Annotated in this window: 26 protein-coding genes; 9 read left to right on the forward strand and 17 right to left on the reverse strand. The window is 69.7% G+C overall.

Annotated features, from left to right (window positions below):
• Nucleotides 1-60: 60 nt before the first annotated feature.
• Both OQ968_RS15790 and ssd read right to left on the reverse strand, forming a co-directional pair.
• Nucleotides 61-1,224: a TadA family conjugal transfer-associated ATPase gene (locus OQ968_RS15790; RefSeq protein ID WP_324679465.1), complete on the reverse strand. Its 1,164-nt coding sequence runs from the start codon at nucleotides 1,222-1,224 to the stop codon at nucleotides 61-63.
• Nucleotides 1,221-2,267: a septum site-determining protein Ssd gene (ssd, locus tag OQ968_RS15795; RefSeq protein ID WP_324679767.1), complete on the reverse strand. Its 1,047-nt coding sequence runs from the start codon at nucleotides 2,265-2,267 to the stop codon at nucleotides 1,221-1,223. Before ssd ends, OQ968_RS15790 begins: the two co-directional genes overlap by 4 nt.
• A 494-nt stretch (nucleotides 2,268-2,761) precedes the next feature.
• On the opposite strand from ssd, the gene OQ968_RS15800 reads away from it, so the two are divergent.
• A complete protein-coding gene (locus tag OQ968_RS15800) occupies nucleotides 2,762-3,619 on the forward strand; it encodes an HAD-IB family hydrolase (protein WP_420715926.1) in 858 nt (285 codons plus the stop codon).
• A gap of 491 nt (nucleotides 3,620-4,110) precedes the next feature.
• Here the strand turns inward: OQ968_RS15800 and OQ968_RS15805 are convergent, their stop codons facing one another.
• The 6 genes from OQ968_RS15805 to OQ968_RS15830 all read right to left on the reverse strand — a co-directional run bounded on the left by OQ968_RS15805 (nucleotide 4,111) and on the right by OQ968_RS15830 (nucleotide 10,625).
• Nucleotides 4,111-4,875, reverse strand: coding sequence for an oxidoreductase (locus OQ968_RS15805; protein WP_324679467.1), 765 nt, complete (start codon nucleotides 4,873-4,875; stop codon nucleotides 4,111-4,113).
• 11 nt (nucleotides 4,876-4,886) lie between these two features.
• Nucleotides 4,887-6,509, reverse strand: coding sequence for an ABC transporter ATP-binding protein (locus OQ968_RS15810; RefSeq protein ID WP_324679469.1), 1,623 nt, complete (start codon nucleotides 6,507-6,509; stop codon nucleotides 4,887-4,889).
• Nucleotides 6,506-7,381, reverse strand: a complete 876-nt coding sequence (locus tag OQ968_RS15815; RefSeq protein ID WP_324679471.1) for an ABC transporter permease — start codon at nucleotides 7,379-7,381, stop codon at nucleotides 6,506-6,508. The genes OQ968_RS15810 and OQ968_RS15815 overlap by 4 nt, the downstream gene beginning before the upstream one ends.
• Nucleotides 7,374-8,300 (reverse strand): ABC transporter permease, encoded by a 927-nt coding sequence (locus OQ968_RS15820; protein ID WP_324679473.1) that lies wholly within the window; start codon nucleotides 8,298-8,300, stop codon nucleotides 7,374-7,376. Before OQ968_RS15820 ends, OQ968_RS15815 begins: the two co-directional genes overlap by 8 nt.
• 1 nt (nucleotide 8,301) lies before the next feature.
• Complete coding sequence (locus tag OQ968_RS15825) at nucleotides 8,302-9,936, reverse strand: ABC transporter substrate-binding protein (protein ID WP_324679475.1); 1,635 nt, start codon at nucleotides 9,934-9,936, stop codon at nucleotides 8,302-8,304.
• A 221-nt stretch (nucleotides 9,937-10,157) separates the two neighbouring features.
• On the reverse strand, nucleotides 10,158-10,625 hold the full coding sequence (locus OQ968_RS15830; protein WP_324679771.1) for a DUF4232 domain-containing protein: 468 nt from the start codon (nucleotides 10,623-10,625) through the stop codon (nucleotides 10,158-10,160).
• A 166-nt stretch (nucleotides 10,626-10,791) separates the two neighbouring features.
• On the opposite strand from OQ968_RS15830, the gene acs reads away from it, so the two are divergent.
• Nucleotides 10,792-12,744 carry an acetate--CoA ligase gene (gene acs, locus OQ968_RS15835; protein WP_324679477.1) on the forward strand — a complete coding sequence of 651 codons (1,953 nt, stop codon included), beginning with the start codon at nucleotides 10,792-10,794 and terminating at the stop codon, nucleotides 12,742-12,744.
• Between the two features lie 16 nt (nucleotides 12,745-12,760).
• Here acs and OQ968_RS15840 read toward each other — a convergent pair whose 3' ends face one another.
• A complete protein-coding gene (locus OQ968_RS15840) occupies nucleotides 12,761-13,456 on the reverse strand; it encodes a serine protease (RefSeq protein ID WP_324679479.1) in 696 nt (231 codons plus the stop codon).
• A 201-nt stretch (nucleotides 13,457-13,657) separates the two neighbouring features.
• Here OQ968_RS15840 and OQ968_RS15845 point away from each other — a divergent pair, with 201 nt between their 5' ends.
• Nucleotides 13,658-14,167: a phage holin family protein gene (locus OQ968_RS15845; protein WP_324679481.1), complete on the forward strand. Its 510-nt coding sequence runs from the start codon at nucleotides 13,658-13,660 to the stop codon at nucleotides 14,165-14,167.
• Nucleotides 14,168-15,133, forward strand: a complete 966-nt coding sequence (locus OQ968_RS15850; protein ID WP_324679483.1) for an alpha/beta hydrolase — start codon at nucleotides 14,168-14,170, stop codon at nucleotides 15,131-15,133.
• On the opposite strand, the gene marP is transcribed toward OQ968_RS15850, so the two are convergent.
• The 4 genes from marP to nth are packed head-to-tail and all read right to left on the reverse strand — an operon-like array spanning nucleotide 15,126 to nucleotide 18,453.
• Nucleotides 15,126-16,319 carry an acid resistance serine protease MarP gene (gene marP / locus OQ968_RS15855; protein ID WP_324679773.1) on the reverse strand — a complete coding sequence of 398 codons (1,194 nt, stop codon included), beginning with the start codon at nucleotides 16,317-16,319 and terminating at the stop codon, nucleotides 15,126-15,128. The genes OQ968_RS15850 and marP overlap by 8 nt on opposite strands.
• A gap of 11 nt (nucleotides 16,320-16,330) precedes the next feature.
• A complete protein-coding gene (locus OQ968_RS15860) occupies nucleotides 16,331-17,083 on the reverse strand; it encodes a CoA pyrophosphatase (RefSeq protein WP_324679775.1) in 753 nt (250 codons plus the stop codon).
• Between the two features lie 37 nt (nucleotides 17,084-17,120).
• Nucleotides 17,121-17,756, reverse strand: coding sequence for a TlpA disulfide reductase family protein (locus OQ968_RS15865; RefSeq protein WP_324679484.1), 636 nt, complete (start codon nucleotides 17,754-17,756; stop codon nucleotides 17,121-17,123).
• A 16-nt stretch (nucleotides 17,757-17,772) separates the two neighbouring features.
• Complete coding sequence (gene nth, locus OQ968_RS15870) at nucleotides 17,773-18,453, reverse strand: endonuclease III (RefSeq protein ID WP_324679486.1); 681 nt, start codon at nucleotides 18,451-18,453, stop codon at nucleotides 17,773-17,775.
• Nucleotides 18,454-18,614: 161 nt separating this feature from the next.
• Between nth and OQ968_RS15875 the strand changes: the two genes are divergently transcribed.
• A complete protein-coding gene (locus OQ968_RS15875) occupies nucleotides 18,615-19,022 on the forward strand; it encodes a hypothetical protein (RefSeq protein ID WP_324679488.1) in 408 nt (135 codons plus the stop codon).
• A 98-nt stretch (nucleotides 19,023-19,120) separates the two neighbouring features.
• Complete coding sequence (crp, locus tag OQ968_RS15880; RefSeq protein ID WP_036465140.1) at nucleotides 19,121-19,795, forward strand: cAMP-activated global transcriptional regulator CRP; 675 nt, start codon at nucleotides 19,121-19,123, stop codon at nucleotides 19,793-19,795.
• 70 nt (nucleotides 19,796-19,865) lie between these two features.
• Here crp and OQ968_RS15885 read toward each other — a convergent pair whose 3' ends face one another.
• Genes OQ968_RS15885 through OQ968_RS15895 form a run of 3 tightly spaced genes read right to left on the reverse strand, consistent with a single transcriptional unit; the run spans nucleotide 19,866 to nucleotide 21,297 of the window.
• Nucleotides 19,866-20,660, reverse strand: a complete 795-nt coding sequence (locus tag OQ968_RS15885; protein WP_324679498.1) for an MBL fold metallo-hydrolase — start codon at nucleotides 20,658-20,660, stop codon at nucleotides 19,866-19,868.
• Nucleotides 20,661-20,665: 5 nt separating this feature from the next.
• Nucleotides 20,666-21,121, reverse strand: a complete 456-nt coding sequence (locus OQ968_RS15890) for a RidA family protein (RefSeq protein WP_324679500.1) — start codon at nucleotides 21,119-21,121, stop codon at nucleotides 20,666-20,668.
• Between the two features lie 14 nt (nucleotides 21,122-21,135).
• Entirely contained in the window at nucleotides 21,136-21,297 is a 162-nt protein-coding gene (locus tag OQ968_RS15895; RefSeq protein WP_142272602.1) for a DUF4177 domain-containing protein, read from the reverse strand.
• A gap of 74 nt (nucleotides 21,298-21,371) precedes the next feature.
• Between OQ968_RS15895 and OQ968_RS15900 the strand changes: the two genes are divergently transcribed.
• Together OQ968_RS15900 and OQ968_RS15905 are read left to right on the forward strand one after the other, a co-directional pair.
• Complete coding sequence (locus tag OQ968_RS15900) at nucleotides 21,372-22,394, forward strand: ArsA family ATPase (RefSeq protein ID WP_324679503.1); 1,023 nt, start codon at nucleotides 21,372-21,374, stop codon at nucleotides 22,392-22,394.
• On the forward strand, nucleotides 22,391-23,542 hold the full coding sequence (locus tag OQ968_RS15905) for an ArsA family ATPase (protein WP_324679505.1): 1,152 nt from the start codon (nucleotides 22,391-22,393) through the stop codon (nucleotides 23,540-23,542). Before OQ968_RS15900 ends, OQ968_RS15905 begins: the two co-directional genes overlap by 4 nt.
• Nucleotides 23,543-23,757: 215 nt before the next feature.
• Here OQ968_RS15905 and OQ968_RS15910 read toward each other — a convergent pair whose 3' ends face one another.
• Nucleotides 23,758-24,108, reverse strand: a complete 351-nt coding sequence (locus OQ968_RS15910; protein ID WP_324679506.1) for a WhiB family transcriptional regulator — start codon at nucleotides 24,106-24,108, stop codon at nucleotides 23,758-23,760.
• A 362-nt stretch (nucleotides 24,109-24,470) separates the two neighbouring features.
• Between OQ968_RS15910 and ponA2 the strand changes: the two genes are divergently transcribed.
• On the forward strand, nucleotides 24,471-26,903 hold the full coding sequence (ponA2, locus tag OQ968_RS15915; RefSeq protein ID WP_324679508.1) for a transglycosylase/D,D-transpeptidase PonA2: 2,433 nt from the start codon (nucleotides 24,471-24,473) through the stop codon (nucleotides 26,901-26,903).
• The last annotated feature ends 34 nt before the right edge of the window (nucleotides 26,904-26,937 follow it).

Here is a 26,937-nt window from a genome sequence, read left to right on the forward strand (position 1 = left end):
GCCGGCGCGTCATTCGCGCCGCTCCTCCTCATCGCTTCGCTCTGCATCGTCGCCGGCGCGTCATTCCGGCATCCGGTCGCGCAGCATGCGGTGCAGATCCTCGGCGTCGTCGGTCATTCCCCGGTCCGCGTGCCACACCGTGACCGCGTGGACCCGGCCGTCGCAGTGGCGCAGCGTGGCGATCTCGGCGAGCCGGCGCCGGCCGGCACGATCCCGCGCGACGTGCAGCAGCACCTGGACCGCCGCGGCGAGCTGGCTGTGCAGCGCGGCCCGGTCCAGGCCGCCGAGCGCGCCCAGCGCCTCCAGCCGGGCGGGAACCTCGCCCGGGTTGTTGGCGTGTACGGTGCCCGCGCCGCCGTCGTGGCCGGTGTTCAGCGCGGCCAGCAGGTCCACCACCTCGGCGCCCCTGACTTCGCCTACCACGATGCGGTCGGGCCGCATCCGCAGCGCCTGCCGGACGAGTTGGCGCACCGGAACCTCGCCCACCCCTTCGACGTTGGCGCACCGCGCGACCAGCTTCACCAGGTGCGGATGGCGGGGCGCCAGCTCGGCGGCGTCCTCGACGCACACGATCCGCTCGGTGGGCGCCACGGCGCTCAGCATCGCCGCCAGGAGGGTCGTCTTTCCCGCGCCCGTTCCCCCGCACACCAGGAACGCCAGCCTGGCGGCGATGATGTCGGCCACCAGCGCGGCGGCCCGGGGCGCGATCGCGCCCGCCGCGGCCAGCGCCGCCAAATCCTGTGTGGCCGGGCGCAATACCCGCAGCGACAAGCAGGTGCCCCCGGCGGCCACCGGCGGCAGCACCGCATGCAGCCGCACCGCGAACCCGCCGGCGCCGATGCCGGTCAGCTGCCCGTCCACCCAGGGCTGCGCGTCGTCGAGGCGGCGTCCCGCTGCCAGCGCCAGCCGCTGCGCCAGCCGCCGCACCGCCGCCTCGTCGGCAAACCGAATCTCGCTGCGCCGCAGACCGTTTCCGTCGTCGACCCAGACCGCGTCGGGCGCAGTGACCAAGACGTCGGTCGTGCCGTCCGCGCACAGCAGCGGCTCGAGGATGCCGACACCGGTCAGCTCGGTCTGCAGCACGCGCAGATTGGCGAGGACCTCGGTGTCGCCAAGCACCCCGTTCGACTCGGCCCGTATCGCGGCGGCCACCACGTTGGGCCGCAGCGGGGCAGACTCGGCCGCCAGCCGTTCGCGCACCCGCTCGATCAGCGAGCCGCTCACGCCGCCCTGCCCTGCCGGCCCGAGCCCGCGCGGGGCAACACCTCGAGCACCCGGCCCGCGGCGGCCGCCAGCGCGGATCGCCGCCCCAGGCGCAGCCCACCGCGCTCCACCTGCTCGGCGAGTTGGGGCTGCGCCCGCACGGCCGCCAGCAGCGGCAGGGCGGCGATGTCGGCCACCTCGGCCGCCCGCAATCCGCCCGGCGACGGCCCCCGCACGACCAACCCGACGTTGGGATTGATGCCGGCCAGCACCGGCGCCATCGCCGCGGTCGCCGCGCAGGCCCGCACATCACAGGGGCTGACCACGACGACGAGGTCGGCGGCGTCGAGCGCGGCGTGGGCGGCGTCGGTGAGGCGGCGGGGAAGGTCGCAGACCACGGTGACACCCCCGCGGCGACCGGCGTCGACGACGGCGTCCACCGGCGCGGCGGTCAGCTCGCAGGCGCGCCGGGTCCCGGACAGGATGCTGATCCCCCGATGCCGCGGCAGGGCGTCGCGCACCGCCGGCCAGTTGAGCCGTCCACCCTGCAGCGCCAGATCCGGCCACCGCAGCCCCGGCGTCGTCTCGCCGCCCACCAGCAAATCGATGCCGCCGCCCCACGGGTCGAGGTCGACCAACAGCGCGTCGCCCGCGACCCGCGCCAGGGCGACGGCCAGCAAAGACGCTCCAGCGCCGCCGCAGCCGCCGATGACGGCCACGACGTCGCCGCGCGGACCGTCGTCGCGCGCCGATTCGGCGGCCTCGGCGAGCTCGCGGATCAATTCGTCTTCCTGCCCGGGCACCCTCAGCACGTGCTGGGCGCCGACGGAGATGGCCGCCGTCCACGTCGCCGGCGTGGGTTCGCCGGCGGTCAACACGCTGACGTGAGCGCGCCGCGGTAGCGCCGCCTTCCGGCACCGGTCGGCCGCCGCCGCGTCGAGCACCACGGCCGCGGCCGCCGACCACGTTTTCCTGCTCACGGCGGAAGCGCCGACATGGACCACCCGAACACCGACGGCGGCGGCCACCCGGTCGAGTTCGTCGCGCAGCTGAGCGTCCTCCAGCGCCGCCAGCACGCCCGCGGGACCCGGCGTCGCAACGCGGGAATTCGTAGTCACCCATCCACCCTGCGGGGCCGTGACCTTGGCACACCAGTGCCAAACACGGATTTGTGGAGAGAGACGCGAGTGTGCACAAAGGCGTCGTCCGCGGCGCGCTCAGCTTACGGATCGCGCGATCCCCGCAACGCGCACAACGGCGCGCCGAGCGCCGCGAGACCACCGAAACTTGCCCCAGAAAAGGGACGACCCCCGCCAGGGGGGGAGGAGGCGAGGGTCGTCGTGTATCAGCCCCGGGGGGTCGGGCTGATACACCCTCGGCTCAGGCCGAGTACTGCTTACTATACACATGACAGTACTAATCAGCGCAATAGCTTGTTTCACCGAAAAAAACACCGTGAGCCGCAAAAACACCGGCGGTCCCGCCCGCCACACCGCTGCCGGGCGGCGATTCGGGTGCGAGCACGCAGCCCGTCGGAGCCCCGACATATGCTAGGTCGGTGACCGTCTTCGGCCCGGCCGCGCACCAGCAAACTCCTTCGCAAACGGGGGCAACGATCCCTCCGCACGCACGCACGGCGGCCTTCTTCGACCTCGACAAGACGATCATCGCCAAGTCCAGCACCTTGGCGTTCAGCAAACCGTTCTTCGCCCAGGGTCTGCTCAACCGTCGCGCCGTGCTCAAGTCCAGCTACGCCCAGTTCATCTTTCTGCTCTCCGGTGCCGATCATGACCAGATGGACCGGATGCGCGCCCACATGACCAATATGTGCACCGGCTGGGACGTGGCACAGGTCAAGTCGATCGTCAACGAAACGCTGCACGACATCGTGACCCCCCTGGTGTTCGCGGAGGCCGCGGACCTGATCGCCGCCCACAAGCTGTGCGGTCGCGACGTGGTGGTGGTCTCGGCGTCCGGCGAAGAAATCGTGGCGCCGATCGCCCGGGCGCTGGGCGCCACCCACGCGATGGCGACCCGCATGGTCGTCGAGGACGGCAGGTACACCGGCGAGGTGGCGTTCTACTGCTACGGCGAGGGCAAGGTGCAGGCGATCCGCGAGCTGGCGGCCCGCGAGGGCTACCCGCTGGAACACTGCTACGCCTACTCCGACTCCATCACCGACCTGCCGATGCTCGAGGTCGTCGGTCACCCGAGCGTGGTCAACCCCGACCGCGCGCTGCGGCGAGAAGCCGCCGAGCGCGGCTGGCCGGTGCTGGCGTTTTCCCGGCCGGTGTCCCTGCGGGACCGGATCCCGGCGCCGTCGGGCGCCGCGATCGCAACCACCGCCGCGGTGGGTATCAGTGCGCTGGCGGCCGGCGCAGTTACCTACTCGTTGTTGCGCCGTTTCGCCTTCTAGCCCCGGGCCGGCCGGGCCGCGATGCACGTCGGCGGTCCGCCAGCAAACTAATTGACCACGCAATCCGCGACCGCTTCGCAACGTTCACAGAATTGGGCCTTGCTGTGCTAAGGCTCCAGTAGTACAAATGGAAACACGGAAGCCCGGTGAGGCCTAGGTCGAGCCGGAAGAGAAGGTTCGATCTCCCGATCCGGGCGCCCAGCACGGTACCCGGCACCCACGCGGAGTCATAGCCGCGATAATGGCAGAAGTGTTGCGGGCCTGCGTAATTGCGAAAAGTGGACGGTTTCGACGGCCCTTTGGGTGGGGCTGCAGCCGGAAGCGTCGCAAGATCGCCGAGGCCAACCCACGCAGCCCAGAGATGCACGCTTGGTAACCGAGTTCCGTGCTAGCGGGCGGTGGACCGAATTTTTCGGGACGCCGCCCGCTCTACATTTTTCCGAACGAATTTTCGGTGCCGTTCCGGGTCCCGCTGGCTACCGACCCGTGCGCTAGCGGTCCGGCAGCGATTCGGCGATCGACAACGCCTCCTGCGCGCCCGCCCGCAGCGCCCGGCAACACAGCACCAACCAGGCGCCCACCCCGTCCGGCGTGCCGCCGGCGAATCCGCGCGCGGCTTCGCGATAGTCGGCGGGGTGGCGCATCCAGCTCACCTCGGGCACACCGAGCCCGTGCGGATCCAGCCCGCTGGCGATGGTCACCAGCCGCGACACCGCACGCGCCACCACGCCGTCCGCGCTCCCAAAAGGCTTCAGCGTCAGCAACTCCCCGTGTGCGACCGCGGCAACCACCGGCGCCGGCGCCCGGGTGCGACTGGTCACCAGGTCCGCGAGCAATTCCAGCCGCGGTCCGACCTCGCCGTCGGCCCGCGGGCGGCCCAACCGATCGTCGTCGACCAGGTCGGCGGCGGCCAGCATGTGCAGCCGGGCCAGCGCCTGCAGCGGCGCCCGCTGCCAGACGCCGACCAGCGCGCCCCCGCCACCCTCCAGCGCCTGGGCCACCCGCAGCGCCCCGGCGAACACCGGGTCGCCGGCCGCCGGGTTTTCCGGCGCGGCCAAATCCTCCAGCCGCACGGGCCCGCCGTCGAGCACCGACGAGGCGCGCGCCGCGCGCAACGCCGCCTCGGCGGCCGTCACCGGCCAGCGCCGCAGGTTCGCCCGGTGCCGGTGGGCCCGGCCCAGCGCCTCGCGGGCCCGGTCGCTCGCCTCGGCGACGCCGGGCAGCTCCAGCAGCGGGGCCAGCGGGTCAGCCGTCACAGGTTGCCAACCTATCGGGGCGGCGCCGGCGCGCGGGGGATGGCGTCCAGCAACTGGCGGGTGTAGTCGTGACCGGGCCGGGTGAACAGCTGCTCGGTCGGGGCCATTTCCACCACCCGGCCCGCCTTCATCACCAGCACGTCGTCGGCGATCTGGCGGATCACGGCCAGGTCGTGGCTGATGAACAGGTAGGCCAGGCCCAGCTCGGCCTGCAGGTCGGCCAGCAGCTCGAGTATCTGAGCCTGCACCAGGACGTCGAGCGCCGACACCGCCTCGTCGCACACCAGTACCTCGGGCCGCAGCGCCAGCGCCCGCGCGATCGCGACGCGTTGCCGCTGCCCGCCGGACAGCTCGCGGGGCAGCCGCCCCAGCACCGACGACGGCAGGGCCACGTGGTCGATGAGCTCGCGGACCGCCCGCCGCCGCTGGCCGCGGTCGCCCACCCGGTGGATCCGCAGCGGCTCCTCGATGGTGCGAAACACCGAATACATGGGATCGAGGCTGCTGTAGGGGTTCTGGAACACCGGCTGCACCCGCCGGCGAAAGGCCATCGCCTCGTCGCGGTCCAGGGTGGCGTCGATCGGTGTGCCGTCGAAAACCACCGAGCCCGACGTGGGTTGCAGCAGGCCGAGCGCCATGCGCGCCACCGTCGATTTCCCCGAGCCCGACTCGCCGACGATCGCCAGGGTGCTGGCCCGGCGCAGCCGGAACGACACGGCGTCGACGGCGCGGAATTCGGCCCACCGCCAGGGTGCGCCGCGCGACTCCCGGTAGACCTTGGTCAGCTCGGACGCGACCAGGATGTCGTCTCCGTCCGGGTGCTGCGGTCGCGGGCTTCGGGGGCCGCGGGCGGCGAGCGACGGGGCCGCGGCCACCAGCCGCCGGGTGTACTCGTGCCGCGGCTCGCGCAGGATCGACTGTGCGGCACCGGATTCCACCACCGCGCCGCGATGGACGACGACGACGGTCTCGGCGCGTTCGGCGGCCATCGCCAGGTCGTGGGTGATCAGCAGCAGCGCGGTGCCCAGCTCGTCGGTCAGCCGCTGCAGATGGTCGAGCACCTGCCGCTGCACGGTCACGTCCAGGGCCGAGGTCGGCTCGTCGGCGATGAGCAGCTGCGGCCGGCCCGCCAAACCGATGGCGATCAGCGCGCGCTGACACATGCCGCCGGAGAGCTGGTGCGGGTAGCGGCCGGCCTGCTTTGCCGGGTCCGGCATCCCCGCCTCGGCGAGCAGCTCCATCGCGCGCCGCCGCGCACCGCGTCCGTTCGCGTTGGCGCGCAACGCCTCCCGGATCTGGAAGCCCACCTTCCACACCGGGTTGAGGTTGGTCATCGGGTCCTGGGGCACGTATCCGATTGCGCGCCCGCGCAGCGAGCGGAGCGCGCGGCGATCGGCGGCGGTGATGTCGTGCCCGTCGAACACGATGCGCCCGGCCGTGATTCGCCCACCGGGCGGCAGCAGGCCGAGGACGGCGGCGGCCGTGGTGGACTTCCCCGACCCCGATTCGCCCACCACCGCGACGGTCTGCCCGCGCTGCACCGTCAGGTCGACGCCGCAGACGACGGGATGGTCGCCGAACGTGACCGCCAGGCCCTCGACCGTCAACAGCGGCGATCGCTCGGTGCCGCTCATGCGCGCACCGCCCGCGAGGCCGGATCCAGGGCGTCGCGCAGCGCGTCGCCCATCATCATGAAGGCCAGCACCGTAATCGCCAGTGCGCCGGCGGGATAGAACAGTATCGGCGAGCCCGACCGCAGCCGGCTCTGCGCCAGGTTGATGTCGCCGCCCCAGGAGATCACCGAGGTCGGCAAGCCGACGCCGAGGTAGGACAGCGAGGCCTCGGTGACGATGAACACGCCGAAGGCCAGGGTGGCCACCGCGAAGACGGGACCCAACGCGTTGGGCAGCGCGTGCCGAACCAGGATCTGGAAATCGCTGAGCCCCAGGGCTTTCGCCGCGAGAACGTAGTCGCTGGCGCGCGCCTGCAGCACCGCGCTGCGGGCGATCCTGGCCACCTGCGGCCAGCCGAACACGGCCAGGATGACGATCACCGTCCACACCCGGCGGTGGTGCAGGACGCCCATCAGCACGATGGCGGCCAGCAGCAGGGGCAACCCGAAGAAGATGTCGCTGACCCGGGACACCACCGCGTCGATCCAGCCGCCGTAGAAGCCGGCCAGCGCGCCCAGCGCGCCGCCGACGAGGAACACCAGCAGGGTCGCCCCCAGCCCCACCATCACCGAAGCCCGCGCCCCGTAAACCGTGCGCGCGTAGATGTCGTGGCCCTGCAGGTCGGTGCCGAACCAGTGCGCGCCCGACGGCGGCAACAGGCTCCGGCTGGGATCGGCATAGGTGGGATCGATTCCGGTGAACCACTCGGGGAATGCCGCGACGACGACGATGAACACGATCAGCGTGGCCGCGACGACGAACTTCGGGCGCCGGCGCAGCTTGCGCCACGTGTCGCGCCAGAAGCCGTGGTGGACTGGAATATGTTCAGCCATAACGGATCCGGGGGTCGAGGGCGGCGTACAGCAAGTCCACCACCAGGTTGGTTATCAGATAGACCAGCACCAGCACCGTGACGATGGACACCACCGTCGGCGCCTCCTGCCGGGTGACGGCCTGGAACAGCACGCCGCCGACGCCGTGGATGTTGAAGATGCCCTCGGTCACGACGGCCCCGCCCATCAGCGAGCCCAGGTCGGCGCCGAGAAAGGTCACCACCGGGATCAGCGAGTTGCGCAGGATGTGCACCGTCACCACCCGCGGTCGCGACAGCCCCTTGGCGGTGGCGGTGCGCACGTAGTCGGCGTGCGCGTTGGCGGCCACCGCGGACCGGGTCAGGCGCACCACATACGCGAACGACACCGAGCCCAGCACGATCCCGGGCAGTAGCAGCCGCGCGAAGGTGGCCCGTTCGCCCACCGTCACGGGCGCGATGCCCAGCCGGACGCCGAACACGAACTGCGCCAGGAAGCCCAGAACGAATATGGGGATCGCCACGATCACCAGCCCGGCGAGCAGCACCGAGGCGTCGAAGATCCCGCCCTGGCGCAGGCCGGCGATGACGCCGAACCCGATCCCCAGCACCGCCTCCACCGCCACCGCGATCAGGGCCAGCCTGACGGTGATCGGAAACGCGTGCGCCAGAACGGCACTCACCGGCAGCCCCGAAAACGAGCGGCCCAGGTCGCCGTGCAGGACACCGCCCAGGTAGCGCAGGTACTGCACAATGAACGGATCGTCGAGGTGGTAACGGGCCCGCAGCGCCGCGGCCACCGCGGGAGTCAGCGGGCGGTCTCCGGCCATCGCCGCCACCGGGTCGCCGGGCAGCAGGAAGACCATGCCGTAGATCAGCAGCGTGGCGCCGATGAAGACCGGCACCATGATGCCGATTCGGCGCGCGATGTACCAGCCCATCTCAGCCCTTCACGATGTTCTCGTAGTCGGGCATGCCGTTCCAGGTGACCCCGACGCTCTTCACCTCCATCGACCAGCCGACCACGCTGACGTTGTCCCACAGTGGGACAACTGGCATGTCGTGGAACAGGATTCGCTGCGCGTCGTTGGTCAGGGCGTTGGACTGCGGCAGGGTGGCCGCGGCCTCGGCGGTCGCCAGCGCCGCGTCGAAGTCGCGGTTGGAGTAGCCGACGTCGTTGGACCCGGCCCCGGTGGCGAACAGCGGCCCGAGGAACTCGATCATCGACGGGTAGTCGCCCTGCCAGGCGGCGCGGAACGCGGTCCCGATGGTGTGATTGGTGATCTTGGTGCGGAACCCGGCGAACGTGGGCTGCGGCGCGCCGACCGCGTCGATGCCGAGGACATTCTTGATGCTGTTGGCCACCGCGTCCACCCATTCCTGGTTTCCGGCGTCGGCGTTGTAGGCGATGACGTACTGCCCGCTCCACTGCGAGATGGCGTTGGCCTGTGCCCAAAGCTGCCGCGCGCGAACGGGATCGAAGTTCAGCACGTCGTTGCCCGGCAGGTTCGCGTCGAAACCCGGCAACGACCTTGCGGTGAAGTCGCGCGACGGAATGCGGGTGCCCATGAAGATCTGCTGACAGATGTGCTCACGGTCGACGGCGGCCGACAGCGCAAGCCGGCGCAGCCGGCCCTCCTCGCCGCCGAAATGCGGCAACCGCAGCGGGGTGTCGAGACTGTGCTTGACCGCGACGGGGCCGCTGGTGAAGTTGTTGCCCAGGTCGCGCTTGTAGACCGGCAGCGCGCTCGGCGGAATCGTGTCCAGGACATCGAGATTGCCCGACAGCAGGTCGGCGTAGGCGGTATCCAGGTTGGCGTAGAAGTCGAACCGCAGCCCCTTGTTGCGGGGCTTGCGGTTGCCGTGATAGTCGGGGTTGGGCCGCAGGTCGATCTTGACGTCGTGCTCCCACGCCGGCCCGTCCGGGCTGTCGGCGAGCTTGTACGGGCCGTTGCCGATGGGGTTGCGCCCGAACGCCGTCATGTCGCGAAACGCGACATCGGGCAGCGGATAAAAGGCGCTGTGGCCCAGCCGCAGGGTGAAGTCGATGGTCGGCGCCTTCAGTCGCACGGTGAACTCGAGATCACCGACCACTTGCAGCCCGGACATGGTGGTGCGCCCCGTTTTCGGGGCCGGCTTGTTGTCGCCGGTCATGCCCGAGACCTCGTCGAACCCGTCGATCGGGCTGAAAAAGCTTTGCTGCAGTTGAGCATTGGTGCTCAGCGCTCCGTAGTTCCACGCGTCGACGAACGAGTGGGCCGTCACCGCCGAGCCGTCGGTGAACTTCCATCCCGGCTTGAGGACGATGCGGTAGTTGACGTTGTCGGTGGTGTCGATCGACTGGGCAACCTCGTTCGAGGGGTGTCCGGCGGCGTCATAGGACACCAGGCCGGCGAAGAGCCGGTCGATGATCCTGCCGCCGTTGCTGTCGTTGGTGCTGGTCGGGATTAACGGGTAGGGCGGTTCCCCACCGTTCACCACTACCAGATCGGGGCTCAGCACGCCGCCGCCGCACCCGGCCACGGACGCGACCAGCAGCACCGCGGCCACCAACGCGGCCATCGCGGGTCGACGCATGACCGCGACCCCTGTCGACCGCGGCATCTGTCGCCTCGCGTGAAACGCGAGTTCGGGCTGGGTATTCGACAGCGCTGATCCCCTTGCAATCGGATTGGTCACTGGTCATCGACCTGCGGGAACGTTCGCGTGCCTACCCGCAGACCAGTCGCACGCTGAGGGGTCACGACACGATAGTGCGCCCGCGACCGATACGTCAAAGCGGGGGAAGGCTTTTCAAGCTATTGACTCGCGGTGACGGGATGCACCTGCAGCGCGCAGGCGTCGATAGTGGCCGGGACGGTGACCACCTGGACGATGCCGGGCGGGCTGACGGCGAGGTCGGTGTAGGTGGGACATTGGTTGCCGCCCGCGTCGATGGCGGTGCCCTCCAGGATCGCCTGCGCCTGCTGCGACAGCGACAGCGTGACGGTCGGCGGCACGTCGACGCCGGCCGGCAACCCGCCCATGTATCCGCGGGGCGTGGGCTCGGCGTGGACCGGCGGCCCACCGGTGCCGGAGTCGACGACGGGGTAGCCGGTGAGCGTGCACGGCTCCCCGCCGCCGGCGAGGGTGAATAGCAGCGTCACCGCGCGGTGGCCCACGGCGCCCTGCGTCGGGGACGCGCTCACGGCGACCTGGTCTGACCAGCAGGGCGTGGGCTCGTCGGATATCTCTTCCGGTGCCGCCCACGCGGGTGGCGCCAGCAGCGCGGCGGCCACGCAGCCAGCGGCCACGCAGCTGGCTGCAGGTCCCGGCACACCGGTGATTATGCGCCACCCGGCCCGCGGCGGGGCCGGTTCGGAGCGCGCCGGTCCAACTCGCCGGGCTAGGCTCGACAACGGTTGACGAGCCGAAATCATAGGAGACAAGCCAGTGACCGCCACCCACACCGAAGGGCCCTCCTCCTATCCGCCGCCGGCGGAGTTCGCCGAACAGGCCAACGCCCGTGAGGACCTGTACCGGGAGGCCGAGCGGGACCGGCTGGCCTTCTGGGCCAAGCAGGCCGACCGGCTGACCTGGGCGACGCCCTTCACCGAGGTGCTGGACTGGTCGGAGGCGCCGTTCGCCAAGTGGTTCGTCGGCGGCAAGCTCAACGTCGCCTACAACTGCGTGGACCGCCACGTCGAGGCCGGCCACGGCGACCGCGTCGCCATCCACTGGGTCGGCGAGCCCGTCGACGACAGCCGCAGCCTGACCTACTCCGACCTGCAGACCGAGGTGTGCAAGGCCGCCAACGCGTTGACCGGGCTGGGCCTGGTGGCCGGCGACCGGGTCGCCATCTACATGCCGATGATCCCCGAGGCCGTGATCGCGATGCTGGCCTGCGCGCGCCTGGGCATCATGCACAGCGTGGTGTTTGGCGGTTTCACCGCCAAGGCGCTGCAAGCCCGGATCTCCGACGCGCAGGCCAAGCTGCTGATCACCTGCGACGGGCAGTTCCGCCGCGGCAAGCCCGCGCCGCTCAAGGACGCGGCCGACGAGGCCGTCGGGCAGCCCGACAGCCCCGTCGAGAAGGTTCTGGTGGTGCGGCGCACCGGAATTGACGTGCCCTGGAACGACGAGCGCGACGTGTGGTGGCACGACGTCGTCGACTCCGCGTCGCCCGAACACACCGCCGAGCCGTTCGACTCCGAGCAGCCGCTGTTCCTGCTGTACACCTCGGGCACCACGGGCCAGCCCAAGGGCATCGTGCACACCAGCGGCGGGTATCTGACCCAGTGCTGCTACACGCACTACTACGTCTTCGACGTCAAGCCCGAAAGCGACGTGTTCTGGTGCACCGCCGACATCGGCTGGGTCACCGGACACACCTACGGCGTCTACGGTCCGCTGTCCAACGGCGTCACCGAGGTTCTCTACGAGGGCACCCCCGCCAGCCCGGACCAGCACCGGCATTTCCAGATCATCGAAAAGTACGGCGTGACAATCTATTACACGGCTCCCACGCTCATCCGGACGTTCATGAAGTGGGGCCGTGAGATCCCCGACGCCCACGACCTGTCCAGCCTGCGGCTGCTGGGATCGGTCGGCGAACCGATCAACCCGGAGGCCTGGCGCTGGTATCGCGAGGTGTTCGGCGCCGATCGCATACCGGTCGTGGACACCTGGTGGCAGACGGAGACGGGCGCGGCGATGATCTCGCCGCTGCCGGGAATCGCTGCGGCCAAACCCGGTTCGGCGATGAGGCCGCTGCCGGGGATCTCGGCCAAGATCGTCGACGACCACGGCCAGGACTTGACACCGGTCGTCCACACGGAGGAACACATCACCGGCTACCTGGTCCTGGACCAGCCGTGGCCCGCCATGCTGCGCGGCATCTGGGGCGATCCGGAACGCTACGTCGAGACCTACTGGTCCAGGTTCGCCGAGCGGGGCTGGTACTTCGCCGGCGACAGCGCCTATTTCGACCGCGACGGCGCCATCTGGGTGGTGGGCCGCATCGACGACGTGATGAACGTGTCGGGGCACCGGCTGTCCACCGCCGAGGTGGAGTCGGCCCTGGTGGGCCACTCCGGGGTGGCCGAGGCGGCGGTGGTCGGGGTCACCGACGACACCACCGGCCAGGCGATCTGCGCGTTCGTGGTGTTGTGCGACAGTGACGACGCGCACCACGGCACGCTCGGCGAGCTGCGCGCCCAGGTCGCGCAGGAGATCTCGCCGATCGCCAAGCCGCGCGAGATCCATGTGGTGCCGGAGCTGCCGAAGACCCGCAGCGGCAAGATTATGCGCCGGCTGCTGCGCGACGTCGCCGAGAACCGCGAGCTGGGCGACACGTCGACGCTGCTCGACCCCAACGTGTTCGACGCGATCAGGGCGGCCCAATAGACCAGAGCCCGGTAGGTCAGGCCGGCACCGGGACGAATCCCGCGCCCGGCCGGTGCCGGTTGTTGATGTCGGCCAGGACGGCGTTGAACGACATCACGATGGCCGGGGTGTGCAGCGGGATGTACTTGATGATGCAGGTCGGCAGGTTGTCGCTGAACGCGCCGTGGATCATCCCGACCAGCAGGTTGTCGACGGTCACCGGCGCCCCGGAGTCGCCCGGCCGGCCGCACACCTGCATCACGATGGTGCCGGGAGTCTGGCCCATCCCCCAGGTGACGCCGCACGAGTTTCCCGTCGTGCGGCCCTGTTTGCACGCGACCTGGCCGAAGGACGGGTCCGGGCCGATCCCGTTGATCGCAAACCCGTTGTACACGGCCACCGGCGCCACCTTGGCCGGATCGAATTTGATCACCGCGTAATCCAGGTTGTCGTTGCCGGAGACCATCGTCCCCAGCGTGCCCCGGCCCTCGGCGGCCTCGGCGGCGACCACCGCGCCGGGCCCACCGCAGTGCGCGGAGGTGAAGCCGATCAGCTCGCCGGCCGCGTCGGTGCCGATGGTGGTCAGCGTGCACATCGTGTCCCCGTTGACCACGATGCCCGCACCGCCGCCCAACGGGACCCTGTCGTCGGCGCTCGCGGGCCGGGCAGGCAAACCCGGCAGGGCCACCAGAACGGCCACCATCGCGGCCACGAAGCACCGTGCCGTCCGCAATCGAAACTCCCGTCAGCCGATCGCAACGTCGGCTGCGTAAGTCTAGTGGATCGCCGGGCCCGCGCCGGTGCTGCGCGAATAGCTGTCGCCGTCAATTAGCCGGCCCGGTCGGCGGGCGGTCGCCGTCGTCGGCTGGCCTCGTCTGCCACCGCGGCGCATGGCAACATAAGCCGCGACGACAGCGAACCGAGAGGACCGTCTGTGAGCAACGATCGCAAGAACGGTGTGCCCAGCACGCTGACCACGATTCCGCTGGCCGACCCGCACGCCAGGCCCGCCGAGCCGTCGATCGGCGACCTGATCAAGGACGCCACAACGCAGATGTCCACGCTGGTGCGCGCGGAGGTCGAACTGGCCCGCGCCGAGATCACCCGCGACGTCAAGAAGGGATTGACCGGCAGCGTCTACTTCATCGCCGCGCTGGTGGTGTTGTTCTACTCCACGTTCTTTTTCTTCTTCTTCCTCGCCGAGCTGCTCGACGACTGGCTGTGGCGCTGGGTGGCCTTCCTGATCGTGTTCGCCATCATGGTCGTCGTCGGCGCGGCGCTGGCCCTGCTCGGTTTCCTCAAGGTGCGCAGGATCCGTGGGCCGCGGGAGACCATCGAATCGGTCAAGGAGACGCGCACCGCGCTGACCCCCGGCCACGACAAGTCCGCGCCGGCCAAGCTCACCGGGCCGGAGGGCAGCCCGGCCGATACCTCGGGCTGGTAAATGCCGGCACCCGATCCGTCGGTGACCCGCATCGACGGGCCGTGGCGTCATTTGGACGTGCACGCCAACGGCATCCGCTTCCACGTCGTGGAGGCGCTGCCGGCGAACTCGGACATGGCCGCGCCGGCCTCGGCGCGGCCGCTGGTGATGCTGCTGCACGGCTTCGGTTCGTTCTGGTGGTCCTGGCGCCACCAGTTGCGCGGCCTGTCCGGCGCCCGGGTGGTCGCGGTCGACCTGCGCGGCTACGGCGGAAGCGACAAACCGCCGCGCGGCTACGACGGCTGGACGCTGGCCGGCGACACGGCGGGACTCATTCGCGCGCTTGGGCATTCGTCGGCGACGCTGGTCGGTCACGCCGACGGCGGCCTGGCCTGCTGGACCACCGCCCTGCTGCACTCGCGGCTGGTGCGCGCCATCGCGCTGATCAGCTCGCCGCATCCGGGCGCGTTGCGGCGATCCACCCTGACGCGCCGCGACCAGGGCCACGCGCTGCTGCAGACCCTGCTGCGCTACCAGCTGCCCGTCTGGCCCGAGCGGCTGCTGACCCGGGACGACGGGGCGGAGATCGAGCGACTGGTCCGCAGCCGCAGCAGCGCCAAATGGGTTGCGTCCGAAGACTTCTCGCAAACCATTGGTTATCTGAGGACGGCCATCCAGATTCCCGGGGCCGCGCACTGCGCGTTGGAGTATCAGCGCTGGGCGGTGCGCAGCCAGCTGCGCGGCGAGGGCCGGCGATTCATGAGGTCGATGGCCCGACAACTCGGGATGCCGCTGCTACACCTGCGCGGCGACGCCGATCCGTACGTGCTGGCCGACCCCGTCGACCGCAGCCGGCGCTACGCGCCGCAGGGACGCTACGTATCCATAAGCGGCGCAGGGCATTTCAGTCACGAAGAGGCGCCCGAGGAGGTCAACCGGCATCTGATGAGGTTTCTCGAGCAGGTGCACGGGCCCCGGGTCAGCTGACGCAGGAGCCGGTGCCGACCTGGCTGGTGTCGCCGATCCGGGACAGCTGACCGCGCACCTCGTCGGCGGTCAGGACAAAGCCGGTGTCGGGGTCGTCGACGGCCGCGCCGAACACCACGCCGAGCACGTGACCGTCGAGGTCGATCAGGGGGCCACCCGAATTCCCTTGCTCCACATTGGCTCTGATGGTGTACACGTCGCGGGTGACCGGTTTGGGGTCGCGGTAGATGTCGGGGCCGCTGAGTTTGATGTTCTCGCGAATCCTGGCCGGGGTGGCGGTGAAGTTGCCGCCGCCGGGATAGCCCATCACCACCACGTTGGCGCCGGTCTTCGCCTCGGTCTCGGCGAACGCCAGCGGTGGCGGCGGCAGGTTGGGGACGGACAGGATCGCGATGTCGACCGACGGATCGTAGGACACCACGGTGGCGTCCAGCGGGTTACCGCTCGCGTACACCTGCACGCTGCTGGACCCGGCCACCACGTGTGCGTTCGTCATCACCCGATCGGGCGATATCACGAATCCGCTGCCCTCCAACACCTTTTGGCAGCTGGGCGCCAGGCTGCGCACCTTGACCACGCTCGGCGCCGTCGCCAGCACCACCGGGTTGTTGGCCAGCGCCGGGTCCGGCGACGCGACCGGAATCACCGGGGTGCGGCTGAACGGCTCCAGCACCGCGGGCAGCCCGGAGGTGTTCAGCAGCGCCGAGAGCCGCTTTGGCACCGTCTTGAGCCAGGGCGGGGCGACCTCGTTGACCTTGGCGAGCACCCGCGAACCCCGCACCGCGGCGGCCAGCTCGGGCTGGTCCTTGGACTGGGTCAGCGGCGTCGCCAGCAGCCAGGCCGCCGTCAGCACCACCACGAGCTGCACCCCCACCCCGATGACCGAGTCGACGGATCGGATTGCGCGGCTGCGGATCGCGCCGCGAACGGCCCGCCCCAGCACCACCCCGGCGACCTCGCCGACGACCACCAGCGCGAGGATCAAGAACAGCGCGGTGAACAGTTTCGCGCGGGGGGCGGCGATGTGGCTGACAATGTGCGGCGCGAGCAGCACGCCCGCGATGGCACCGAGCAGCACACCGACGAACGACAGCAGCGAGCCCAGCGCGCCCGAACGCCAGCCCGAGATGGCCGCGATGAAGGCGACCGCCAGCACCGCGATGTCCAGCCACTGCGAGGGCGTCATCGAATTCAAATTCATCGCGAGGCGCCCTCCTCGCCGACCAGGATCATCGCCTCGTCCAGCTCGCGGATGTCGGTGGTGTCCCAGGGCCGGGCCCAGCCGGCGACGTCGAGCACCGCGGAGATCACCTGGCCAGTGAAGCCCCACACCAGCATCTGGTTCAACAGAAACGCCGGGCCGGCCCACCGGCGGCCGAGGGTGCCGCGATAGACCATCAGCCGGTTCTCCGGATTGATGAAGGCGCGCACCGGAACCCGCGACACGATCGCCGTCTCGGTGTGGTCGACGACGGACACCGGGCCGGGATCCGGCGAGTAGGCCAGCACCGGGACGACGTGGTACCGCGACGGCGCGATGAACGTCCGCTCCAACGTGGCCAGCGGATGCAGCCTGCCGACGTCGATCCCGGTCTCTTCGCGCGCCTCGCGCAGGGCCGTGGCCACCGGGCCGTCGTCGGTGGGATCCGCTGCGCCACCGGGGAATGCGGCCTGGCCGGCGTGGTGCCGCAGCGTCGAGGCCCGCACTGTCAGCAGCAGATCGGCGTCGTCGGGGACGCCGCCGCCGGGCGGGCCGGAATCCGGGCCGGAGAACAGCACCAGGACAGCGGCCTCGCGGCCGCGGCCGTGCAGCGATGCCACCGAAGACGCGGCCTTGGCAGCGGTCACCATCGCCAGCACGTCGGCCGGCAGCCGGTGCCGGTACGCCTCGGGGATCTCGTGGACGTTGTCGACCAGCGGGCGCAACCAGGATGGGCAGGTGTCGGGCATCAGCGGAAGCGCAGAATTCACCGGCGCCTCCTTGCCCTCATCCCGCGTCGTTTCCGACCGCAGCCGCGATCTCATCGGCACTCGCGAACGCGCGCGGCAGCGTCTGCGCAACGCTACCGTCCGACCGCAGCACTACAGTCGCGGGCATCACATTTACCACCCGCAGCGCCGCGGCCACCCGGCGTCGACCGTCCTGCAGGGTCGGCAGCCGAACGCCCAGCTCCGCCAGCCGCAGCAGCGCGGCGGTCTCGTTCTCGTCCTGATGCACGGTCACCACCGTCACGCCGGCCCCGGCGCGCCGCTGATATTCGGCCATCGCGGGCAGTTCGGCCGCGCACGGCGCGCACCAATACGCCCACAGGTTGAGCACGACCCGGCGTCCGGCCAGCGCCCGGGCCACGTCGACGGCCGAGCCGTCGGCGGCGCATTCCACCGTCACGCCGCGCAGCGCCGCCGGGCCCGGGCCGCCGCCCGCGGCGGGACAGGGCGGCAGGGCGGCGCGGCCCCGGGGTCCCGCCAGCGCGGCGGCCGTGTCGGCGTCGCGATGCTCCCTCGCGGCCGGCGGGCCGCCGGATTCGGTCGTGGGGGACCCGTCGCGCAGCTGGGCCAGCAGCGCCACCACCAGCGCCACCACCACCGCCAGGATCGCGATGGTCCAACGGGTGCGGGTCACCGGCGCCGGCCCCGTTTTACAGCCCGGCCAGCGCCAGCAGATGCTCGGTTTCCGGGCCCTGCACCAGGGGCGCGGCGAGCAGCGGTTCGGTGGGGCCGAGGCCGAAGGAGGGGCAGTCCTTGGCGAGGATGCACACCCCGCACGCCGGTTTGCGGGAGTGACACACCCGCCGGCCGTGGAAGATCACCCGATGGCTCAGCATGGTCCACTGGCTGCGCGGGATCAGCTCGCCGACCGCGTGCTCGATCTTGACCGGGTCCTTTTCGGTCGTCCAGCGCCACCTGCCGACCAGCCGCGCGAAGTGGGTGTCGACGGTGATGCCCGGGATGCCGAACGCGTTTCCCAGGATCACGTTGGCGGTTTTGCGACCCACGCCGGGCAGCGTCACCAGCTCGGCCAGGGTCGAGGGCACCTCGCCGTCGAACCGTTCCACCAACGCCTGCCCGAGGCCGATCAGCGACGACGCCTTGTTGCGGAAGAAGCCGGTGGGGCGGATGAGGTTCTCCAGTTCGGCGCGGTCGGCCTGCGCATAGTCCAGCGCGGTGCGGTACCGCTTGAACAACGCCGGCGTCGTCAGGTTCACCCGCTTGTCGGTGCTTTGCGCCGAGAGGATGGTGGCCACCGTCAACTCCAGCGGGGACGTGAAGTCCAGTTCGCAGTGCGCGTTCGGAAACGCTTGCGCCAGTGCGCGATTCATCCGGCGAGCCCGTCGCACCAACCCCGTTCGGGTTTCGTCAGACCAGCGGCGGGCGACGACGGCGCCGGATGCGGGCTGCGTTGACTTCGAACGCCCCGACGGCTTGGCCACTGTCACCTACGACAGAGTACTGATTTCGTGATCTCGCTGAGACCTTGGACATGTTTACTCTCCTTGTGTCGTGGTTGCTGGTGGCCTGCGTTCCAGGGCTATTGATGCTGGTGACGCTCGGTTTGGGGCGGCTGGAGGACGAGGTCGCCCAGCGCACGGTCACGACGTCGGACGTCGACGAATTCCTCGAGTACGCGGAGGCCGTGGACGTGCACACGCTGGCCCGCGAAGGCATGCCGGAGGCGCTGGACTATCTGCACCGCCGCCAGGCCCTGCAACTCGCCCAATCTCCCTCTGCGGCATCGCACGTCGGACGGCATCGCGCCGAGACGATCCATGGCAGGGAGCTCCAAAACGCCGGCGAGGCCCGGCTGCCGACACGAATACCGACACAAATACGGACCCATTCGCGCGTCAATCCGCAATTTGGGGGGACTAGACACATCAATCGTGTGTAGCGTTGGCACGTTGGACACATGGGCCGACCTCTAGACTCGTCACACGGGCATGCGGTTGGCCTGCCCATATCACATCGTTGGAAAGCTGAAGAGGCAACGTGGACGAGATCCTGGCAAGGGCAGGAATCTTCCAAGGGGTTGAGCCCGGCGCAGTCACCGCACTGACCAAGCAGCTGCAGCCCGTCGACTTCCCCCGTGGACACACGGTTTTCGCGGAGGGGGAGCCCGGCGACCGGCTGTACATCATCGTTTCGGGGAAGGTCAAGATCGGGCGCCGCTCGCCGGACGGCCGGGAGAACCTGCTGACGATCATGGGCCCCTCGGACATGTTCGGCGAGCTGTCGATCTTCGACCCGGGGCCGCGGACTTCCAGCGCGACGACGATCACCGAGGTGCGCGCGGTGTCGATGGACCGCGACGCGCTGCGGGCCTGGATCGCCGATCGCCCCGAGATCGCCGAGCAGCTATTGCGGGTGCTCGCCCGGCGGCTGCGCCGCACCAACAACAACCTGGCCGACCTGATCTTCACCGACGTGCCCGGCCGGGTGGCCAAGCAGCTGCTGCAGCTGGCCCAGCGTTTCGGCACCCAGGAGGGTGGCGCGATGCGCGTCACGCATGACCTGACGCAGGAGGAGATCGCCCAGCTGGTCGGCGCCTCGCGGGAAACGGTGAACAAGGCCCTGGCCGATTTCGCCCACCGCGGCTGGATCCGGCTGGAGGGCAAGAGCGTGCTGATCTCGGACTCCGAGCGGCTGGCCCGCCGCGCCCGGTAAATTTCCTCGCCGAACAGACACAAAAGCACCCCAATCGGGGCTGAATCAGGGGCTTTTCCGTCTGCTCGCGCTACCGAGTCCGCAGATAGTCCAGTTGCGCCTGGACGGACCATTCGGCCGCGTCCCAGAGCTTCTCGTCGACGTCGACGTAGACGTACTCGACGATCTCGCGCGTCGTGGCTTCCTCGCCCAGGTCCCACAGCGCGGCGCGGACCTGCTCCAGACGTTCGTGGCGGTGCATCAGGTAGCCGTAGGCGACGGCCTCCAGGTCGGCCAGATTCGGCCCGTGTCCCGGCAACACCGCACGCCGGCCCAGGCCGCGCAGCCGCCGCAGTGACTCCAAATAATCGGCCAGGCTGCCGTCCTCCTTGTCGATGACGGTGGTGCCGCGGCCCAACACGGTGTCCGCCGTCAGCACGGCATCGTCGAGCAGGAACGACACCGAATCGGCGGTGTGGCCGGGCGTCGCCATAACGGTGATCTTCAGGCCGGCCGCGTCGATCACCTCGCCGTCGGTCAGCTCACCACCGAGGCCGCGCAGGAACCCGCTGCCCGCCGACCGCACCGTCGCCCCGGTCCGCTCGACCAGCTTGTCGATGCCGTCGGTGTGGTCGCCGTGCCGATGGCTGATCAGCACCAGCGCGACGCGGCCCAGCGCGGCGATCCGGTCGATGTGCTCGTCGTCGTCGGGCCCGGGGTCGACGATCACCAGCTCGTCGCTGCGCGGTCCGCGCAGCACCCAGGTGTTCGTGCCGTCCAGCGTCAGCAGGCCGGGGTTGTCGGCCAGCAGGACCGAGGCCGTGTCGGTGACCGCCCGCAACCTGCCGTATGCGGGATGGTTCAGCGACTCGGCAACCCCGGTCACGGCCGTCAGCCGACCTCCACGATCAGCTCGACCTCCACCGGCGCACCCAGCGGTAGCTCGGCGACGCCGACCGCCGAGCGCGCGTGGGCGCCCTTGTCGCCGAACACCTCGGCGAGCAGTTCCGAGGCGCCGTTGATCACGCCGGGCTGCCCGTGGAAATCCGGGGCGGACGCGACGAACCCGACGACCTTGACCACCCGGGTGACCGCGTCGATGCCGACCAGCGAGTCCACAGCCGCCAGCGCGTTGAGCGCGCAGATGCGCGCCATCGCCCTGCCCTCGTCGGGGCTGATCTCCGCGCCGACCTTGCCCTCGCGCGCCAGCTTTCCGTCCTCCATCGGCAGCTGGCCCGCGGTGTAGACCAGGTTGCCGGTGCGCACGGCCGGGACATAGGAGGCCAGCGGCGCCACCACTTCGGGAAGCCTGACGCCGAGCTCGCCCAGCCGAACCGATGCGTTCATGAACGCAATGCCCCTTACTTGGGACGCTTCAGGTACGCGACGTGCTGTTCACCCGTGGGCCCCGGCAGCACCGCCACCAACTCCCAGCCGTCGGCGCCCCACTGGTCGAGGATCTGTTTGGTGGCGTGCGTGAGCAGCGGAACCGTCACGTACTCCCATGCTGTCGGTTGGCTCATGACGCGAGCTTATCGGTCGGGCATCGACGGCTCCGGGCAGCCCGAGCGCCGTGCGGCCGTCGGGCTAGCATGCGATGGTGGCAACCACTCCTAGCGGCCGCCCCGCCGTCGGCTGGCCCGCGCGCCTGTCGAAGGTCCGCCTGCATTTCGTGACCGGCAAGGGCGGCACGGGCAAGTCGACGATCGCGGCTGCGCTGGCGCTGACCCTAGCGGCCGGGGGCCGAAAGGTCCTCCTCGTGGAAGTCGAAGGGCGCCAAGGGATTGCGCAACTCTTCGACGTCCCGCCCCTGCCCTATCAGGAGCTCAAGATCGCGAGCGCCGAGCGCGGCGGCCAGGTCAACGCCCTGGCCATCGACATCGAGGCCGCGTTCCTGGAATACCTCGACATGTTCTACAACCTGGGCATCGCGGGCCGCGCGATGCGGCGCATCGGCGCGATCGAGTTCGCGACGACGATCGCGCCTGGGCTGCGCGACGTGCTGCTCACCGGCAAGATCAAGGAGGCGGTCGTCCGCGTCGACCAGAACCGGCTCCCGGTCTATGACGCCGTCGTCGTCGACGCGCCACCCACCGGACGCATCGCGCGTTTCCTCGACGTCACCAAGGCGCTGTCGGATTTGGCCAAGGGGGGGCCCGTGCACTCGCAGAGCGAGGGCGTGGTCCAGCTGCTGCACTCCGACCTAACCGCCATCCACCTGGTCACCCTGCTGGAGGCGCTGCCGGTGCAGGAGACCATGGAGGCCATCGACGAGCTCGCGGAGATGAAGCTGCCGATCGGCAGCGTGATCGTCAATCGCAACATCCCGTCCTACCTCGAGCCTCGCGATCTGGCGAAGGCCGCCGAGGGTGATGTCGACGCGGACTCGGTGCGAGCCGGGCTTCAGATGGCCGGAATCCAGCTCGACGACGCCGATTTCGCCGGGTTGCTGACCGAAACCATTCAGCATGCGACACGAATCGCGGCGCGGGCCGAGACCGCGCAACAGCTCGATGCGCTGCATGTGCCCCGGCTGGAGCTGCCGACGATCTCCGACGGCGTCGACCTGGGCAGCCTGTATGAGCTTTCGGAATCGCTTGCGCAACAGGGGGTCCGATGAGCGTCACGCCGAAAACCCTTGACATGGCCGCGATACTGGCCGATACCGCCAACCGGGTGGTGGTGTGCTGTGGGGCCGGTGGCGTCGGCAAGACCACCACCGCGGCCGCGATGGCCTTGCGTGCGGCCGAATATGGCCGCACCGTATGCGTTTTGACGATCGACCCGGCCAAGCGGCTGGCGCAGGCGTTGGGGGTCGACGACCTGGGCAACACCCCGCAGCGGGTTCCGTTGGCCCCCGAAGTCAGCGGTGAGCTGCACGCGATGATGCTCGACATGCGCCGCACGTTCGACGAGATGGTGGTCCAATACTCCGGACCCGATCGGGCACAGGCGATTCTGGACAACCAGTTCTACCAGACGGTCGCCACGTCGCTCGCCGGGACGCAGGAGTACATGGCGATGGAGAAACTCGGTCAGCTGCTGAGCCAGGACCGCTGGGATCTGGTCGTGGTCGACACCCCGCCGTCGCGCAACGCGCTGGACTTCTTGGACGCGCCGAAGCGATTGGGCAGCTTCATGGACAGCCGGTTGTGGCGACTGCTGCTGGCGCCCGGCCGGGGCATCGGGCGGCTGGTGACCGGGGCGATGAGCCTGGCGATGAGGGCGTTGTCGACCGTGCTCGGTTCGCAGATGCTGGCCGACGCGGCGGCGTTCGTGCAGTCGCTGGACGCCACCTTCGGCGGTTTCCGCGAGAAGGCGGATCGCACGTATGCGCTGCTGAAGCGGCGTGGCACGCAGTTCGTCGTGGTGTCCGCGGCCGAGCCCGACGCGCTGCGGGAGGCGTCCTTCTTCGTCGACCGGCTGTCCCAGGATGGGATGCCGCTGGCGGGGCTGGTCTTGAACCGCACCCACCCGATGCTTTGCGCCCTGCCGGCCGAACGCGCGATCGACGGGCACGAGACGCTTGTGGCGGCGGCGGACTCCGAGGCCGCCTCGCTGGCCGCGGCCGTCCTGCAGATCCATGCCGACCGGGCCCAGACCGCCAAGCGCGAGATCCGGTTGCTGTCCCGGTTCACCGGCGCCAACCCGCATGTGCCGGTGATCGGGGTCCCGTCGCTGCCGTTCGACGTCTCGGACCTGGAGGCGCTGCGCGCGCTCGCCGATCAGATCACCGCGGCCGGCGACGGTCGCGCGGCCGCCGGATAGGCGCCGGCCGGCTCGCCCCGCTTATTTGACACAAGCCAGTAGTTGCTGCCCAATTTCGCTCGGGCACAAGCCAGTTGCTATTAGACACGCATCAGTAAGTGGCCCGGCCCGATTTAGGCTGTAACACGACCGTAATGACGAACGACACGCCCGAGGCCGCGGCCGCCGCGTGGCGGCCCGAGGGGCTCAATGGCCTATAATGCGCTGCCCGAGGGTCAGCTGACGCCGCGGTTTCTGCGCTTGTCGAAGAAGTCCGACCAGGACACGACCTCGGGGTGTTGCTTGAGCAGCGCCCGGCGCTGACGCTCGGTCATGCCGCCCCACACCCCGAACTCGACCTTGTTGTCCAACGCGTCGGCTCCGCACTCCTGCATCACCGGGCAGTGGCGGCAGATCACAGCGGCCTTGCGCTGGGCGGCGCCGCGAACGAACAGTTCGTCCGGGTCGGTCGTCCGACACAGCGCCTTGGACACCCACGCGATCCGCTCTTCCGCATCGACGCTGCGTAATACCCCCTGTGCGGCCGCAATGTTCGTCCTACGCGGGGCCGGTCGTGAAACTGACACGAGCTTTCCCTTCCTCCCGGTCGCAATCCGCGACCGCCTCCCTCGGGTGCAGACCCCTTGCTGCGATCTACGCCACACTGTGAGTTTCGGTGTTACCTGTAGCTCACCGTGTGTCTAAGTTAGGTGGTCAGGTGCCAATTGCGCAACAGTCCGATAACACTTTTTTGGGACGGGCGTGCCGTCTCGTCCGAAATCATAGGTCCGCACGTAGCATCGCGTACCCACTTTGGGCGTCCAATCTTTGACGTGAGCGCAAATATTTTCTGGGCAGCGCGATCAAGTTCGCTGGTCACAGGCCCCTTCAGAGTGTGTTGAAGATCACCCGCCAGGAGGGCCGATTAGGGGCCGCTACCCTAGTACGCATGCCAGAGCGCGCCCCGGTGGCACTCACGATTCTCAAGCTTGCTGGGTGCTGTTTGTTAGCCGGCGTCGTCGCGACCGCGCTGATGTTCCCCTTCGCGGGCGGGGTCGGGCTGATGTCCAACCGGGCGTCCGAGGTGGTCGCCAACGGCTCGGCCCAGCTTCTCGAGGGTCAGGTGCCCGCCGTGTCGACAATGGTCGACGCGAAGGGCAACGTGATCGCGTGGCTGTACTCGCAGCGCCGTTTCGAGGTGCCCGGCGACAAGATCGCCAACACCATGAAGCTGGCGATCGTCTCGATCGAGGACAAGCGGTTTGCCGACCACAACGGGGTGGACTGGAAGGGCACGCTGACCGGGCTGGCCGGCTATGCGCGCGGCGACGTGGACACCCGCGGCGGCTCGACGATCGAGCAGCAGTACATCAAGAACTACCAGCTGCTGGTGACCGCCCAAACCGACGCCGAAAAGCGCGCCGCGGTCGAGACCACCCCGGCGCGCAAGCTGCGCGAAATCCGGATGGCCCTCACGCTGGACAAGACGTTCACCAAGCCCGAGATCCTTACCCGTTACCTCAACCTCGTCTCGTTCGGCAACAACTCGTTCGGCGTGCAGGACGCGGCGCAGACCTACTTCGGCATCAACGCGTCGGACCTGAACTGGCAGCAGGCGGCGCTGCTGGCGGGCATGGTGCAGTCCACCAGCACGCTGAACCCGTACACCAACCCGGACGGCGCGCTGGCCCGGCGGAACCTGGTGCTGGACACCATGATCGAGAACATCCCGCAGGAGGCCGACGCCCTGCGCGCCGCCAAGGCGCAGCCGCTGGGCATATTGCCGCAGCCCAACGAGCTGCCCCGGGGCTGCATCGCGGCCGGCGACCGGGCGTTCTTCTGCGACTACGTCCAGGAGTATCTGTCCCGCGCCGGGATCAGCAAGGAACAGATCGCCAGGGGCGGCTACCTGATCCGCACGACGCTGAACCCGGACGTGCAGATCCCGGTCAAGGCGGCCATCGACAAGTTCGCCAGCCCGACGCTGCCGGGCATCTCGAGCGTGATGAGCGTGATCGCCCCGGGCAAGACCTCCCACCACGTGATGGCGATGGCCAGCAACCGCACCTACGGCCTGAACCTCGACGCCGGCGAGACGATGCGGCCCCAGCCGTTCTCGCTGGTCGGCGACGGCGCCGGGTCGGTGTTCAAGATCTTCACGACGGCCGCCGCGCTGGACATGGGCATGGGCATCAACGCCACGCTCGAGGCGCCGGCCCGATTCCAGGCCAAGGGCATGGGCAGCGGCGGGGCCAAGGGGTGTCCCAAGGACACCTGGTGCGTGGTCAACGCCGGCAACTACCGCGGCTCGATGAACGTGACCGACGCGCTCGCCACCTCCCCCAACACCGCGTTCGCCAAGCTGATCCAGCAGGTCGGGGTGACGCGGACGGTGGACATGGCGATCAAGCTGGGCCTGCGCTCCTACGCCGACCCCGGCACCGCCCGCGACTACAACCCCGACAGCAACGAGAGCCTGGCCGACTTCGTCAAGCGGCAGAACATCGGCTCGTTCACCCTCGGCCCGATCGAGGTGAACGCCCTGGAGCTGTCCAACGTCGCGGCGACGCTGGCCTCGGGCGGCGTCTGGTGCCCGCCGAACCCGATCGACAAGCTGATCGACCGCAACGGCAACGAGGTCGCCGTCACCACCGAACCCTGCGATCAGGTGGTGCCCGAGGGCCTGGCGAACACCATGGCCAACGCGATGAGCAAGGACGCGGTGGGCAGTGGCACGGCCGCCGGTTCGGCGGCCGCCGCGGGCTGGAACCTGCCGATGTCCGGCAAGACCGGCACCACCGAGGCCCACCGCTCGTCCGGCTTCGTCGGCTTCACCAGCCATTACGCGGCTGCAAATTACATCTACGATGACTCGACCACGCCGACGGACCTGTGCTCTAATCCGCTCCGCCACTGCGGCGAGGGCGACCTGTACGGCGGTAACGAGCCGGCCCGCACCTGGTTCACCGCGATGAAGCCGATCGCCGACAGCTTCGGCGAGGTGAAGCTGCCGCCCACCGACCCCCGCTACGTCGACGGGGCACCCGGGTCGCGGGTGCCCAGCGTCGCCGGGTTGGACATCGACGCGGCGCGCCAGCGGATCAAGGAGGCGGGCTTCCAGGTAGCCGACCAGAACAACTTCGTCAACAGCAGCGCCAAGCAGGGCGAGGTCGTCGGGACAACCCCGAGCGGCGCAACGATTCCAGGGTCGATCATCACGATCCAGGTCAGCAACGGCATCCCGCCGGCCCCGCCCCCGCCGCCGGAGGGCGCGCCGCCGCCGGTGGGATCGCAGGTGGTCGAGATTCCGGGGCTGCCGCCAATCACCATCCCGTTGCTGGCGCCACCGCCGCCGGCGCCGCCCGGGCAGCCGCCCCCGTAGTCGATATTCGGTCGACCTTGTCGCGCAGCGGATA

Origin of the sequence: Mycobacterium sp. 663a-19 (genome assembly GCF_035616495.1) — a bacterium.
In the GTDB taxonomy this organism is placed as follows: domain Bacteria; phylum Actinomycetota; class Actinomycetes; order Mycobacteriales; family Mycobacteriaceae; genus Mycobacterium.

Bases quoted from the DNA above. Each gene is read 5' to 3' on its own strand.
- OQ968_RS15810 (WP_324679469.1), bottom strand. From the start codon at position 6,509: ATGAGCGGCACCGAGCGATCGCCGCTGTTGACGGTCGAGGGCCTGGCG.
- OQ968_RS15815 (WP_324679471.1), bottom strand. From the start codon at position 7,381: ATGGCTGAACATATTCCAGTCCACCACGGCTTCTGGCGCGACACGTGG.
- OQ968_RS15820 (WP_324679473.1), bottom strand. From the start codon at position 8,300: ATGGGCTGGTACATCGCGCGCCGAATCGGCATCATGGTGCCGGTCTTC.
- OQ968_RS15825 (WP_324679475.1), bottom strand. From the start codon at position 9,936: ATGCGTCGACCCGCGATGGCCGCGTTGGTGGCCGCGGTGCTGCTGGTC.
- OQ968_RS15850 (WP_324679483.1), top strand. From the start codon at position 14,168: ATGCCGGCACCCGATCCGTCGGTGACCCGCATCGACGGGCCGTGGCGT.
- marP (WP_324679773.1), bottom strand. From the start codon at position 16,319: ATGACGCCCTCGCAGTGGCTGGACATCGCGGTGCTGGCGGTCGCCTTC.
- OQ968_RS15860 (WP_324679775.1), bottom strand. From the start codon at position 17,083: ATGCCCGACACCTGCCCATCCTGGTTGCGCCCGCTGGTCGACAACGTC.
- nth (WP_324679486.1), bottom strand. From the start codon at position 18,453: ATGAATCGCGCACTGGCGCAAGCGTTTCCGAACGCGCACTGCGAACTG.
- OQ968_RS15875 (WP_324679488.1), top strand. From the start codon at position 18,615: ATGTTTACTCTCCTTGTGTCGTGGTTGCTGGTGGCCTGCGTTCCAGGG.
- OQ968_RS15890 (WP_324679500.1), bottom strand. From the start codon at position 21,121: ATGAACGCATCGGTTCGGCTGGGCGAGCTCGGCGTCAGGCTTCCCGAA.
- OQ968_RS15895 (WP_142272602.1), bottom strand. From the start codon at position 21,297: ATGAGCCAACCGACAGCATGGGAGTACGTGACGGTTCCGCTGCTCACG.
- OQ968_RS15900 (WP_324679503.1), top strand. From the start codon at position 21,372: ATGGTGGCAACCACTCCTAGCGGCCGCCCCGCCGTCGGCTGGCCCGCG.
- OQ968_RS15905 (WP_324679505.1), top strand. From the start codon at position 22,391: ATGAGCGTCACGCCGAAAACCCTTGACATGGCCGCGATACTGGCCGAT.
- ponA2 (WP_324679508.1), top strand. From the start codon at position 24,471: ATGCCAGAGCGCGCCCCGGTGGCACTCACGATTCTCAAGCTTGCTGGG.